This window comes from Caballeronia sp. TF1N1, assembly GCF_022878925.1.
In the GTDB taxonomy this organism is placed as follows: domain Bacteria; phylum Pseudomonadota; class Gammaproteobacteria; order Burkholderiales; family Burkholderiaceae; genus Caballeronia.
In genome coordinates this window covers 396,493-410,252 of sequence record NZ_CP084629.1, presented here as the reverse complement: position 1 = coordinate 410,252, position 13,760 = coordinate 396,493, and the positions used below count along the sequence as shown (strand labels likewise).

At 62.5% G+C, this 13,760-nt stretch carries 12 protein-coding genes; 10 read left to right on the top strand and 2 right to left on the bottom strand.

The window, feature by feature from the left end; translation table 11 throughout:
- Positions 1–325: 325 nt before the first annotated feature.
- The 10 genes from LDZ28_RS28000 to LDZ28_RS27955 all read left to right on the top strand — a co-directional run bounded on the left by LDZ28_RS28000 (position 326) and on the right by LDZ28_RS27955 (position 11,621).
- Positions 326–1,420 (top strand): sugar ABC transporter substrate-binding protein, encoded by a 1,095-nt coding sequence (locus LDZ28_RS28000; protein ID WP_244831890.1) that lies wholly within the window; start codon positions 326–328, stop codon positions 1,418–1,420.
- 72 nt (positions 1,421–1,492) lie between these two features.
- Positions 1,493–3,067, top strand: coding sequence for a sugar ABC transporter ATP-binding protein (locus tag LDZ28_RS27995; protein WP_244831889.1), 1,575 nt, complete (start codon positions 1,493–1,495; stop codon positions 3,065–3,067).
- 11 nt (positions 3,068–3,078) lie between these two features.
- Positions 3,079–4,098 (top strand): ABC transporter permease, encoded by a 1,020-nt coding sequence (locus LDZ28_RS27990; RefSeq protein WP_244831888.1) that lies wholly within the window; start codon positions 3,079–3,081, stop codon positions 4,096–4,098.
- Positions 4,099–4,120: 22 nt separating this feature from the next.
- Entirely contained in the window at positions 4,121–5,572 is a 1,452-nt protein-coding gene (locus tag LDZ28_RS27985; RefSeq protein ID WP_244831887.1) for an aldehyde dehydrogenase, read from the top strand.
- A gap of 13 nt (positions 5,573–5,585) precedes the next feature.
- A complete protein-coding gene (gene xylB / locus LDZ28_RS27980) occupies positions 5,586–7,115 on the top strand; it encodes a xylulokinase (RefSeq protein ID WP_244831886.1) in 1,530 nt (509 codons plus the stop codon).
- The gene (locus tag LDZ28_RS27975) at positions 7,112–7,813 is read left to right on the top strand and encodes an HAD-IA family hydrolase (protein ID WP_244831885.1); all 702 of its coding nucleotides are present in this window, start codon (positions 7,112–7,114) and stop codon (positions 7,811–7,813) included. The genes xylB and LDZ28_RS27975 overlap by 4 nt, the downstream gene beginning before the upstream one ends.
- Positions 7,813–8,658 carry a MurR/RpiR family transcriptional regulator gene (locus tag LDZ28_RS27970; RefSeq protein WP_244831884.1) on the top strand — a complete coding sequence of 282 codons (846 nt, stop codon included), beginning with the start codon at positions 7,813–7,815 and terminating at the stop codon, positions 8,656–8,658. The genes LDZ28_RS27975 and LDZ28_RS27970 overlap by 1 nt, the downstream gene beginning before the upstream one ends.
- A gap of 20 nt (positions 8,659–8,678) precedes the next feature.
- Positions 8,679–9,443 carry a ribose-5-phosphate isomerase RpiA gene (rpiA, locus tag LDZ28_RS27965; RefSeq protein ID WP_244831883.1) on the top strand — a complete coding sequence of 255 codons (765 nt, stop codon included), beginning with the start codon at positions 8,679–8,681 and terminating at the stop codon, positions 9,441–9,443.
- A complete protein-coding gene (locus LDZ28_RS27960; RefSeq protein ID WP_244831882.1) occupies positions 9,440–10,201 on the top strand; it encodes an SDR family NAD(P)-dependent oxidoreductase in 762 nt (253 codons plus the stop codon). The genes rpiA and LDZ28_RS27960 overlap by 4 nt, the downstream gene beginning before the upstream one ends.
- Before the next feature lie 31 nt (positions 10,202–10,232).
- Positions 10,233–11,621 carry an FAD-binding oxidoreductase gene (locus LDZ28_RS27955; protein WP_244831881.1) on the top strand — a complete coding sequence of 463 codons (1,389 nt, stop codon included), beginning with the start codon at positions 10,233–10,235 and terminating at the stop codon, positions 11,619–11,621.
- 405 nt (positions 11,622–12,026) lie between these two features.
- Here LDZ28_RS27955 and LDZ28_RS27950 read toward each other — a convergent pair whose 3' ends face one another.
- Positions 12,027–12,287 carry a PAAR domain-containing protein gene (locus LDZ28_RS27950; RefSeq protein ID WP_244831880.1) on the bottom strand — a complete coding sequence of 87 codons (261 nt, stop codon included), beginning with the start codon at positions 12,285–12,287 and terminating at the stop codon, positions 12,027–12,029.
- Between the two features lie 125 nt (positions 12,288–12,412).
- Positions 12,413–13,606 carry a type VI secretion system Vgr family protein gene (locus LDZ28_RS27945; protein ID WP_244831879.1) on the bottom strand — a complete coding sequence of 398 codons (1,194 nt, stop codon included), beginning with the start codon at positions 13,604–13,606 and terminating at the stop codon, positions 12,413–12,415.
- Between the last annotated feature and the right edge of the window lie 154 nt (positions 13,607–13,760).

The following is a 13,760-nucleotide window of genomic DNA, read 5'->3' as shown; positions in this document are numbered from 1 at the left end:
CTCTACCAGCTTCAGCTTTCGCGCGCCCTGATGCCTTCGTCGGCGAAATGAAGGGTTGCCGTAGTCCGTTCGCTCGACATCATGTCAAAAAATAGTAACGCTACGTTTGCAACGGACACTTTATTTGCGCTAAAAATTCGCCGGAAGGCACGCTGTATATAGTATTGCAGCGCGTCAGCTAGTAAACCCTATCTTGTCGCCCGCCTACAGCGTTTTGTATATTTTGTTTGTATTACTACGGTCAAAAAGAAATTTACTACCTGACCCAAGGCGCAAGTCCCGTGGCGAATGTCGCTGCCATATCGGTGTTGAGGAGACAACAACTATGGAAGAAGCACTGGAAGTCGCATCGCGTAGAAAGTTCCTGGCGGGACTTGCCGCCACGGCCGGTTCGGTCGCGCTTTCGTCGGTCTCGGGCAAGGCTTTCGCCCAGCAGAAAGTGTTCGTTCCTTATAGCAACAAGAGTCTGGATTACTACTTCTTCGCCACGCAGCAGGAAGCGGTGAAGCGCGCCGTCGAAGCGAAGGGCTGGACGTTTCAGGCCGTCAACGCCAACTTCAGCAACACGACGCAGCTCGAACAGTGGAACAGCCTGATGTTGAAGAACCCGTCGGCGATCATCGCGGACCCGATCGACAGCCAGGCTATCGTCAGCGTCATCAAGAAGTACAACATGAAGAAGATCCCCGTCGGCATTATCGATACCCCCGCGCTCGGCGGCGATGTCGCGGTGACGGTGGACTTCGACAATCATCAGGGCGGCATCATGGCGGCGGAAGCCATTGTCGGTCTGCTCAAGAAGAAGCACGGGTCGGCAAAGGGCTCGGTGCTCAACTGCTACGGCGCGCTGCAATCGGTGGCGTGGCGGCTGCGCAAGGAAGGCTTCGAGGAGACGATGAAGAAGTATCCGGACGTCAAGCTCATCAGCCGTCCGACCGAAGGGCTTCTGAAGAACATGTTGTCCGTCACGCTCTCGACACTCTCCGAGTATCCCGATCTCGACGCCGTCCACGCGCCGAGCGATTCGCCCGCGCGCGGCATCGTCACGGCCTTGCAGCAAAAGGGCAAGTGGAAGAAGGTCGGCGAGCAGGGACACGTGATCTTCGTGAATATCGACGGCGAGCCGGCCGCGCTGCAATGGATCGCGGACGGCTACATGGATGCGGTGGTTTCGCAAGACCCGATCGCCTACGCGCAGATCACCGTCGACATGCTCGACAAGTATTCGCTGAAGGGCCAGCCGGTGCCGCTCGGGCCGTATCAGAACAGCCAGTACTTTTGGGAGAAAGCGCAGATCACCAAATCGGAGACCGGCCCGAGTCTCGTGATCCAGCCGTTTATCGTCGATGCCTCCTCGGTGAAGGACAAACGCCAGTGGGGCAACATCGCCTATAACGAATGGGGACTGCGTTACTCCTGATGCACCGGTGATTCACGTTGAGCAGGGCGGCGCGCGAGCTTCGCGCGCCATCGCCAAACGGAGGTTCGCTTCATGGCGGATATGAGCAGCAACGAGTACATCCTGAGAACGCACGATGTCGTCAAGCGCTACAAGGCGGTAGTCGCGCTGGATCGCGTGTCGGTCAATATCCGGCGCGGCACCATTCACGGTCTGCTCGGCGAAAACGGCGCGGGCAAATCGACGCTCGTGCGGCTCATTTCCGGCCAGACGGCGCCGACCGAAGGCAGCATCACCTTCGACGGCGAGGACATGCAAGGCTCGGACGTCAAGCAGATGGAAGCGCGCGGCGTGTTCCTCGTGACGCAGGAACCGATGATCGTCGACTCCATGTCGGTCGCCGACAATCTCATGCTGGGCCGCTGGCCGGTCAAGCGCGGCCTCTTGAAACAGGTGGACCAGCGCGCGCAGATGCAAAGCGTCGAGATCGCGCTCGAAGGAACGGGTTTCGATCCACGCATGCCCGCGCGTTTGCTGTCGGCGGTCGCCAAGCGCAAGCTCAACATCCTGCGTGCGCTGCATAGCGGCGGCAAGCTGCTGATTCTCGACGAACCCACGACCGCGCTGACGCTCGCCGACCGCGAACATCTGTTCGACTTCATGCGCAGCCTGAAGGCGCGCGGCGTGACCTTCGTCTTCATCTCGCACTACAACGAAGAGATTCTCGATATCTGCGACGGCGTCTCCGTGCTGCGCAACGGCAAACTCGCGGGCGAGCACGACGACCTCTCGCAGATCGACTCCGACGGCCTGTCCGAACTCGTGATCGGCCGCGACGTGCCGCTTTTCTATCGCGACCGCGAAGCCACCCGTGCACGCGGCGCAGGCGACGCGGCGGGCGCCGCGTGGCTCGTCGAAGACCTGGTCGCGCCGGGCGTGGACGTGGAGCGCTTCTCGATTGCGCCGGGGGAGATCGTCGGATTCGCGGGCTTGCCGGGATCGGGCGCGAAGGAGTTCGCGCTGGCGCTCTTCGGCCTGAATCGCGCAAAAAGCGGTCGCGTCTCGCACGACGGCCGCACAAGCGTCATGCCGAATCATCCGGGTCCGGCGTTCGAGCGCGGCATCGCGTATTTGTCGGACGACCGGCATCGCGATGGCCTCGTCGGTCTGCAGAGCATCGCGCACAACATCACGCTGTCGAGTCTCGCGGATGTCTCGCACGGCGGCGTGATCGACGCGGGCGCGGAACGTCACGTCGTCAAACGCTATTTCGAACACTTTCGCGTGAAGGCGGCCACGCCCGAAGTGCTGCTCGGCACGCTCTCGGGCGGCAATCAGCAAAAGGTGTGTCTCGGCCGCGTGCTCGCCACGTCGCCGCGCCTTCTGATTCTCGATGAACCCACGCGCGGCATCGACGTCGGCGTGAAGGAAGAAGTCCACCGAATCATCGACACGCTGACGCGCGAAGGCCTCTCGGTGATCGTCATCACGAGCGATCTCGACGAGATGGTGCGCATGGTGGATCGCGTCTGCGTGTTCGTGGGCGGGCGCATCGAGCGTGAATACACGGGCGCGCAGATCGAGAAGGACGCGATCCTGCAATCGGCGTTCAACGTCGAAACCGCGTCGGTACAAACCGAACCGGAACCGCTCGCGAGCCAAACATGAGGAGAGAGTCCATGCAATCAGGTAGCGATATCACGCCGGCGCCGGCCACGTTGTCGAAGGCGAACGCGGCGCCGGGCACGAAGCGCAGCAGAGCGGGCGTGCAGTGGGTCTTTCAGAACGTCGTGTGGCTCTGGCTCGCGGCGCTCGTGATCGTGTTCGGCGTACTCAATCCGTTCTTCTTCACGCTCTCGAATCTGCAGAACGTGCTCGTGCAGGCTACCGTGCTCGGCTTGCTCGCGCTCGCGGTTTCGTTGCCGCTGATGGTCGCGGAGATCGACCTCTCGATCGCCAGCAACATGGGCTTTTCGGCGGCCATCGGCGCGATCGTTTCGACGCGGCTCGGCTTGTCGCCCGCTGTCGGCGTGCCGGTGGGCATCGCGGCGGCGACGGCTATCGGCTTTTTCAACGGCATGTGCGTGACGCGCCTCAAGATGGTCTCGCTGATCCAGACGCTCGCCGTGATGATCGTGCTGCAAGGCTCGCTGCTTGCGGTCACGCAGGGCAACACCATCTCCGATATGTCCGCCGGCTATATCTGGATCGGGCAGTACACCATCAACAACTGGCCGGTCATGCCTATCGTGTTTCTCGTCGTGCTGCTGGGCATGGGCTTTTTGCTGCGCAAGACCGTGCTCGGACGTTATCTGTATGCGACCGGCGGCAACGCGCTCGCGGCCAACTCGGCGGGCATTCGCGTGAATCGCGTGAAGGTGATCGCCTTTACGTTGTCGGGCTTTCTTTCGGGCGTCGCGGGCTATCTGCTTGCCGCGTGGCAAATGGCCATTACCTCGGATCAGGGCGAAGGCTTCCTGCTGTATGCGATTGCCGCGCCGATCATCGGTGGCGTGAGCGTGTTCGGCGGACGCGGCGGCGCGCTCGGCATTCTCGGCGGCGTGCTGCTGCTCACGGTGATCCACGTTGGTCTAGCGATCACCGAAGTGCCGTCGTTCTACGTGCAGATGATCGGCGGCATTCTGATTTTCGTCGCGGTGGCCGTCGACGCGATCCGCGTCAACTTCGTCTCGCAATAAACGCATTCACCACTTTTTCGCCATGACAGAACCACGACACTGCGAGATGTATATCGATGGACGCTTCACGAAAGAAGGCGTGAGCGAATGGATCGACGTAACGAATCCGAGCACGGAGCAAGTCGTTTCCCGCGCGCCGGATGCGAGCCAGGACGTGATCGATTCCGCAATCGAAGCCGCCTCGCGCGCGTTCAAAACATGGCGGCGCGTGAATCCGTTCGAACGCTCGCGCCTGCTGCACGCCATCGCCGATGAAATCGCGAAGGACGAACGCGCGATCGCCATGTCGATCACGGTGGAAATGGGCAAGCCATTGGCCGAAGCACAAGGCGAAGCGCGCAAACTCGCGAAGGCGTTTCACTATTACGCGGAAGAGGCGGTGCGTATCTATGGCGAAACCATTCCGAACGAAGAGGATGGCTTCGTCAGTTTCGTGGAGAAGGAACCGGTCGGCGTGGTCGCGGCCATTGCGCCGTGGAATTATCCGGTCGAACTGATCGGCTGGAAGCTCGCGGCTTCGCTGGCGGCGGGTTGCACGATCGTCGTGAAGCCTTCCGAGTACACGCCTTCGAGCGCGGAAGCCGTGTTTCGCTGCGTGGATCGCGCGGGCTTGCCAGCGGGCGTCGCCAATCTGGTGATGGGCGCGCGTGAGGCGGGCAAGCGGCTCGTCGGGCATCCGCGTATCGATAAGGTCGCGTTCACGGGTTCGGGCACGGCGGGCGAGGACATCTATCGCACGGTGCGCGGCATCACAGGTCTGTCGCTGGAACTCGGCGGCAGTTGTCCGCTCATCGTGACCGCGCATGCCGATATCGATCTCGCCGTGGCGGGCACATTGCGGCGCGCGTTTCGCAATGCCGGGCAAATCTGCATCTCGATCAATCGCGGGTATGTGCAAGAGTCGGTCTACGACGCGTTTCTCGCGCGGCTAACCGAAGGCGCGAACAAACTCGTCGTCGCCGATGGCGTGGCCAACGAACGCGCGGATATCGGACCAATGGCCACGCGCGCGGGCGTCGTCAAGGTGGAGCGGCATCTGGACGACGCACGCGAGCGCGGCGCGCGCATTCTCTGCGGCGGCGGGCGTCCTTCCGCGCTCGGTTCCGGCGCGGGCTTGTTTCTCGCGCCGACCGTCATCGCCGATGGCACGCCCGAGATGCTCGTCATGCACGAGGAAACCTTCGGCCCGGTGATCGGCGTTGCGCCTTACAAGACGCTCGACGAAGCCATCGATGCAGCCAACGGCACGCCCGCCGGACTCGCGGCCTATGCGTACACGGAGCACGTGAAGGAGAGCTTCACGCTTTCGCGCGAACTCGACTTCGGCAACGTCGCCATCAATCACGTCGATGCGGGCATCATGAACGCGCCCTACGGCGGCCGCAAACAGAGCGGCACGGGCTACGAGCACGGCCGCGAAGGCATGGAAGGGTATCTGCATCTGAAGCACGTGCGTTTGCGACACGGCGCCTGAGCGGAGAGCGACGATGGAACGCTATCTTCTCGGCATCGACGTGGGGACGTCCGCGTGCAAGGTCATCGCGGTGGATGGCAATGGGCGCGTGGCGGCGAAGGCGCTCGCGTCTTATCCGCTCGTCTCGCCGCGTCCGGGCTGGGCGGAACAGGACCCGGAGCACTGGTGGCAGGCCACGCAAAGCGCGCTTACCGAAGTGCTCGCCGCGCTGCCGGATCGCCGTGCGGTGGCGGGTATCGGCCTGTCGGGTCAGATGCATGGTCTCGCCGCGCTCGACGAAGCCGACAACGTGCTGCGCCCCGCGATTCTCTGGTGCGACCAACGCGCGGCGCCCCATTGCGATGAGATCACCGCGCGCGCGGGCGGTCTCGACGGCTTGCTTGCGATGGTTCAGAACCGCATGCTGCCGGGTTTCACTGCGGGCAAGCTCCTGTGGATGCGCGAGCACGAGCCCGAACTCTTCGCGCGCATGAGGCGCATGCTGAACCCGAAGGATTATCTGCGCCTGCGTCTGACGGGCGAACATATCACCGATGTATCCGATGCATCCGGTACCGGCCTCTTCGATGTAAAGCGCCGCGCTTGGTCGCAAGCGCTGCTCTCGCTGCTCGACCTGCCCGCGAGCCTCGTGCCGAAGGTCGTGGAGTCGACCGAACGCGCGGGCGTCTTGCGGCTTGAGCTTGCGCAAGCGTGGGGCCTGTCCGCCGATACACCCGTCTTCGGCGGCGGCGGCGATTCGGTAATCCAGACCACGTCGATGGGCGCGATCGATACCGGACCGCTCGGCGTGACCATCGGCACGGCGGGTATCGTCGCGGGCGGCATGCGGGAGTGTCCGGTGGCGACAGGCCAGTTGCAGATTTCGTGCGGCAACGCGCCGGGCCGCTGGCATGTGATGGGCGTGACGCTGTCGGCGGGCGGCGCGTTCGAATGGCTGCGCGGTGCGCTAAGACGCATGACGCCCGCGCTGTCGTTCTCGGAGATGACCGATCTCGCCAAAGCCGCCGCGCCCGGATCGGACGGCTTGCTGTTTTTGCCTTATCTGCTCGGCGAACGCTGCCCGCACGTTGCCGCCGACGGCCGTGCCGCGTGGATCGGCCTCACCTCGATGCACGACGCCTCGCACCTCGTGCGCAGCGTCATGGAAGGCGTGTTGTTGAACATTCGCGCCATCGCGGCGCTGGGGTCAAGCGCAGGCCTCGCCTGCAACGAAGTGCGGGTGTCCGGTGGCGCGACCGCCGAACCCTTCTGGCTGCGCCTGCTTGCCGACGTGCTGCAACGCGAAGTCACCACTGTCACGGGCGCGTCGGAAGGCGGCGCATACGGCGCGGTGCTCGCGGCCGGCGTGGGCGCGGGCTGGTGGACCACGCTCGACGAAGCCGTCAGCACCTTGCGCGTGACGGAGCGCATCAGTCCCGACGCGCGGCTCGGGCCGCTCTACGACGCACGTTTCGAAACCTTCCGCACGCTGTACGACACGTTGCGCCCGGTCTATGAGCGTATCGCAGCCGAACCCGCCTACCCGGAGAGCACCAACCGATGACCGTCAATCTCGCGGAAGTTCCTGTCGATGCCATCGTGTTCGACCTCGATGGCACGCTCGTCGACACGGCGCCCGATATCGCCAACGCGGTGAATCGTCTGCTCGCGACGCATGGCCTGCCGCCGCAGACGGTGAGCTTCGTGGCGCAGTACATCGGCGAAGGCTCGTTCGGGCTGATCGACAAGTTGTATAAGGGCTTGGGTCTCACGCTCGATCATGATCGCGTGAGCGCCGACGTCGAAGCGTATTTGTCCATTTACAAGCAGCACCCGGTTGGCGAAGCGACCGTGTACGCCGACGCGCTCACCGCGATTCCCGCGCTGCATGCGGCGGGCATCAAGCTCGGCGTATGCACGAACAAGGCACAGCATCTGGCGCAGGCGGTGCTCGCGCATTTCGGCATCGAGCAGTACTTCAGCTCGGTGATCGGAGGCGATATGCTTGCACAGAGAAAGCCGCATCCCCGGCATCTGCTCGCGACGCTCGAAGCGCTCGACGTCGCGCCCGAGCATGCGCTCTATATCGGCGATACGCGCATCGACGCCGAATGCGCCGAACGTGCGCAGGTGCGTTGCCTGATCGTCAACTGGGGCACGGGACCCGACGTTCCCGTCGCCGAGGATGCCCGGCTCGACTCGTTCGCCGATCTAGTAACAAGGTGCGCCGCGCTCAATGCGTCGCGCCTGCCGGGAGCCTGATGAGAAACGACCTGTTGCGGCGCATTGCGCTCGAACACCCTGCGCTGACGGGCGCGACCTTGCGTATCGCCGATGTCTTGCTGGGCGCGCCCGAAGCCGCGCTCAAGATGAGCATGGCCGAGTTGTCCGAAGCGGCGCAGACGAGCGACCCGACCGTGGTGCGCTTTTTTCGGCGCTTCGAGTGCGCGGACTATCAGGACTTCAAGGTGCGTCTGGGCCAGGGTCTGATTCCGCAAGCGCCCTTCGATTACGAAGCGATCACCAACGCCGACGCGCCCGAGAACGTCTGCAACAAGATCATCAACAACTCGCTGCACGCCATTCAGCGCTTCGCCAAGGATGTCGATGCGAGCGCCATCGAGCGCGCGGCCAAGTATCTGATCGAGGCGAAGGGCATCTTTCTGTTCGGCCTCGGCATCTCCGAAACCATTGCCTTCGATGCCGAGCACAAGTTCTTTCGCTTGGGGCTGCATTGCCGCGTAGTGCTCGAAAGCCAGCGTCAGTTGCTGCTCGCGCCAACCTTGCGCAACGACGAAGTGGCCGTGTTCTTCTCGCATTCCGGCTCGACCAAGTCGCTCGTAATGGCCGCTGCCATGGCCAAGGGCAAGGGTGCAATCACCATCGCCATTTGCGCGCCCGGCTCGCGACTCGCGCAGACGTGCGATCTGACCATTGCCGTGCCCGCCTATGAGAACACCGAGCTGTACACGCCGCTCACGGCGCGGATCAACCATCTGCTCGTGGTGAACATGCTCGTGGCAATGCTCGGCCTCGCTCAAGGCCGCGAGTTGCCCGACAATCTCGCCGCGCTCGACCCGTGGTTCACCGACAAATTCATGGACTAAGCAAGTCAACGGAGACGCAATTGGCTACGTATATCGAACCGGGCTATGCCCAGCTCAAACCCGCATCGAAACAGGACGAAGCAAAACTCGTTTCTGGCAACAAGGCGGTCGATCACTATCTGAAGCCGGGCATGAAGGTGGGTCTCGGTTCGGGCACGACCTCGCACTGGTTCGTGCGTGCGCTCGCGCCGCGCGTGAAGGACGGGCTCGATATCGTCGGCGTGCCGACGTCGAACGCCACGCGTGAGCTTGCGCTCGAACTCGGTGTGCCGTTGACCGATCTAGGGCAGATCGACCGGCTCGACGTGACTATCGACGGCGCGGACGAGATCGATCATCAGGGCAGCATGATCAAGGGCGGCGGCGCGTGTCTTCTGTGGGAAAAGATCGTGGCGGCGGCATCGCGCAAGATGGTCGCTGTCGTCGACGATAAGAAAGTCTTCGATACGCTCGGGCGCTTTCCCTTGCCTATCGAGATCATCCAGTTCGGCTGGCAGAGCACGGAGCGTTTGCTGCGCGATCTGTTCGTCTCGGCGGGCTTCGACGAAAGCGTGCGTATCGAGCGGCGCGTGAAGAATGGCGAACTCGTCGTCACCGACAGCGGCAACTGGATTCTCGACTGTCATCTCGAAGCCATTCCCGAGCCGCTCGCGCTGTCGCCGCGCTTCAACGCCATTCCGGGCGTGGTCGAACACGGCCTCTTCACCGGCATTGCAAGCGAGATGATCGTCGGTCACGCGGATGGCACGGCGGATATCGTCGTCTTCGAAGGAGCGCGCACATGAGTTCGACACTGGATGCCTTCCGTCTGGATGGCGATGTCTGCGTGGTGACGGGCGCGGCGCAAGGCATCGGCTTTGCGATTGCGACAGGCTTGAAGAGCGCGGGCGCGACGGTCGTCGTCGCGGATCGCGATGAAACGCTCGGACAAAAGGCCGCGCAGGAAATCGGCGGCACGTTCGTCGCACTGGACGTGACGGATTCATCGTCTGTCGATCAAGCCTTCGATACCGTCGTCGCGCGTCACGGCAAGCTCGACGTGCTCGTGAACAACGCTGGCATCGTAAAGAATGCCTCCGCGCTCGAAACCGACGATGCCGCCTGGCGCGCGGTGCTCGCGGTCAACCTCGACGGCGTGTTCTATTGCTGCCGAAGCGCCGCGCGGCACATGACGCGGCAGAAGTTTGGGCGCATTGTGAACATCGCGAGCATGAGCGGGTCGATCGCCAACAAGCCGCAGCCGCAGGCGTCGTACAACGCATCGAAGGCGGGCGTGATTCATTTGACGCGCTCGCTCGCGGCGGAATGGGCCGCGGATGGCGTGCGCGTCAATTCGATATCGCCGGGATATGTCGGCACCGAACTCACGAAACGCGGCTTCGAAAACGAAACGTGGCGCAAGGTGTGGATCGACGGCACGCCGCTCGCCCGCATGGCGACGCCCGATGAAATCGCGCCCGGGGTGGTGTTCCTCGCTTCGCGCGCAGGCGCCTTCGTGACCGGTTCGGACCTCGTCATGGACGGTGGCTACACTGTCTGGTGATCCGCAAAAACAGCATGGAGACGAGCATCAAATGACCGCACGCGAAGCAGTGAGCGCCTTGCGCGAAACCCTTGGCGCGGAAGTCGTCGCGTTGCCCGAAGAGTTCGGCGACCGGCGCGTCGTGGACTGGAGCGGGTTGCCGGGCGCGACGCCTTCGGCCATTGTCCGGCCGCGCAACACGGAGGAAGCCGCCAAGGCGCTCGCTCTCTGCACGAAATACAAGCAGGCGGTCGTTACGCAAGGCGGGCTCACCGGGCTCGTGGGCGGCGCGAACGTGCTGACGGACGAAGTCGTGCTCAGTCTCGACCGCATGACCCGTATCCTCGAGATCGATGAAGTCTCCGCGACCATGACGGTGGAAGCGGGCACGCCGTTGCAAGTGGTGCAGGAAGCGGCGAGCGCGGCGGGCTTTTACTTTCCGCTGGATCTCGGCGCGCGCGGCAGTTGTTCCATTGGCGGCAATCTTGCCACCAACGCGGGCGGCAACCGCGTCATCAAGTACGGGATGATGCGCGATCAGGTACTCGGCGTCGAAGCGGTGCTGGCGAGCGGCAAGGTCATCGGCGACTTGAACAAGATGATCAAGAACAACAGCGGCTATGACTTGCGGCATTTGTTGATCGGCAGCGAAGGCACGCTCGCGATCATCACGCGTGTCGTGCTGCGATTGCGGCCGAAGCCAACGGCGACCGCCACCGCGTGGTGCGGCTTGCCGGACTTTCACGCGGTGACCACGCTGCTGACGCGTGCGCAGGCGGGGCTGGCCGCGGGGGTATCCGCGTTCGAAGTGATGTGGGCGGGTTATCACGATGCCGTTATCGGCAACCTCAGGAACCTGCGCGCGCCGCTCGCGGATGCGCATCCGTTCTACGTGCTGCTGGAGAGCGTCGGCACCGATCCGGTCCGTCACGGCGATGCCTTCGAAGAGTTTCTCGGCGCGATGCTGGAAGACGGCGTGGTGACGGACGCCGCGATTGCGTCGTCGGAAGCGCACGCGCGCGACTTCTGGTCGATTCGCGATGCGCCCGGCGAGTATCAGCGCTTCATTCCGAATCACGCGGCGTACGACGTGAGCTTTTCGATCGCGCAGGTGGGCGATGCCGCGCAGAAGTGCGAGGCGCGCCTGCGCGAACGCTGGCCGCAAGCGCTCGTCCTGACGTATGGGCATCTTGGCGATGGCAACATTCATATCGTCGTGGACGTGCCGGGCATGGGCAAGCACGATCACGACGAGATCGACAGTGTGATCTACGACGTGACGCGCGAGTTCGCGGGATCGATTTCGGCCGAGCATGGAATCGGCGTGAAGAAGCGGCACTTCTTGCCGCAGAGCCGTCGCGAGACCGATCTCGAAGCCATGCGCGCGATCAAGGCGGCGCTCGATCCGGATGGGATTCTCAATCCGGGGAAGGTGATTTAGCGCTTTGTTTGGCAGTTCAGGCGGTGGTTTGGACAGATCCGGGGAATCGGTTATCTTGCCCCGATCGCAATTAATACGTTCGACGTGATTCCGCCGTTTAGCATGAGCGTGAAGAATCGCTACTTGGTGCCATGAAGTCGCTTTGGTCTATCGGTCGTGGATGCAGACTACCGGCTTCCAGCAGTCTTGGCGGTCGTGAGTCGTAGTGGCAATCTTCTGGGGCCTGCTTGCCGACCTTGCGAGCACTGAGCGTTCCTTTGGGTCGCGCTCGTAGCGTGTCTCGACACCGGCTTCCATCGATGCCGCCAGCCGGCCGGCACCGTCCCGCGGAAATAGTTGATGTTGCGCACGTCGACCCGGTCTGCTCGTACCTGCCCGAGCGCGTGATCTCACGATCAGAGCTAGTCAATCAATCGAGCCATGATCGCCCAAGGCAATTATTCGACTGCCGCACGCTGTGAGATGGCCATCCAGCGCAACGTGTTCGCCGTTGGTGTCGGTTAGCATGTCCGAGCCTTGAATGATCGGATTGACGCCGTGTTCGGGACATGACACGAGATCGCCCACTCGCGCGCCTTTGCGTCCGTCGATGTCCATCGTGTCTGATCCGGTGATGATGCAGCCGCCGTGAGTGGTGCTGTCGCCTATGCAAGCAATTGATGTCATTTTGTCTCTAACTTAGATCAAGAAAATCGTCATGGTCGGCATAGTGATTGAGGCATTGAATCACTTCCTCCGTGGTCGCCTTTGGCTTTTGCTTATGGGCTAAATCAACAACCGCCTGAAAATTTTCACCAGGGTAAAAATGGGCGAGGCTGGGCGTACTCGGTTTCACTGCGCGTGGTAATGCGCGCCGAGAGCGTGCCCGCGATCTTGGGCCAGTTCGCTTCGTCAAGCGGTAGACGATAAGGCCGGTCGCACGGAATCGCCTTGAACGAGTTGAAGTAATCCCGCTCGCGGCTTGCTTCGTGAATGACCTCGGTCATCAGCAAGCCATGCGGCGCGTCCGGCAACGTCTCGTCAACCCGCACCACGAGCCCGGCATGCAGGTCGTGATTGGTGCTTTTGCCGTCGAACCTGATTTGCTGCGAGAGCGCCGCCTCATGGCGCAAACGCGCTTCCCACTGTGCGCTTGCCGCATCGAGGTGGTGAGTGCCGTAGGTATAGGTTTCGCCGTAAGTGGTCTGATCGCCGAGCGCGAGGTTGATATCGGCGGCGAGCCGTTCCCACGCGAGCGCGGGGTTGTAATTCGCGACCCGTACCGATGCCGGTATCTGCTGGCTATGCGCCTCGAGCTGATAGATCGCCTCTTGAGCCGACAGAAGCCCCGAGATCTCACGGTAAGGGACAGTGACGTCTGGGCGATAAACGTAGCCATCCACGTCATCGGCAAACTGCACCACCTCGCCAAACTTGCTGGTGCGCGTGTAGCAGAACAGTCCGGCCTGCTGCATGACCAGATGCAGGAATGCCCAGTCGGACATCTGATACTGCATGTGAAACGCGAGCTTGGGGAACGACTTGCGCAGCTTGAGCGAGTATTGGTGCGGCAGAAACTGGTGACGCTCAAGTATTGCAATGACGATCTCGGGCGCGGACATGTCTTGATAGATGCGCGTCGCCTGGGTGAGATTCAGACGCGCCAGCGTCGATTCGACAATGAGGCGGTAAGCAGTGAAATCGCGAGTCTTGCGGGTCCGCGTAAAGCGCGTCACGCAGCCGTCGAAGATGCGCGGCTCGCCGCTATCGGCGGGCGGCTCGATCGTGAACTTGGCGCGCTTGCCGAGATAGTCCGCGCGCGCGAGTTCGGTCTTGGCAGTGAGTTCGAGCGTAATGCGGTAGGGCTCGCCGAGCCGCTCGACGGCATGGACTGAGAAAATGGATAAGTTATCCGTCTCGGGCGCGCCGCCGACTTTGAGAAAGTACGATTGACGCCCGGTGATCCAGCGCGCGAGTGCGCTGGTGGGCTTGGCTTGTGCTTCCATTCAAGTCTTCCGTGCGACGCAGGACGATGACTGGCCGTAACGCCTGACGATCTCCTACGCCATGAGGGTTGAAGAGCCGAACAGGCTACGACACGCGCAGTTGTTCCGAAAGCACGACAACAGAATGTGACAATCGATTAGATGAGCCGATCAT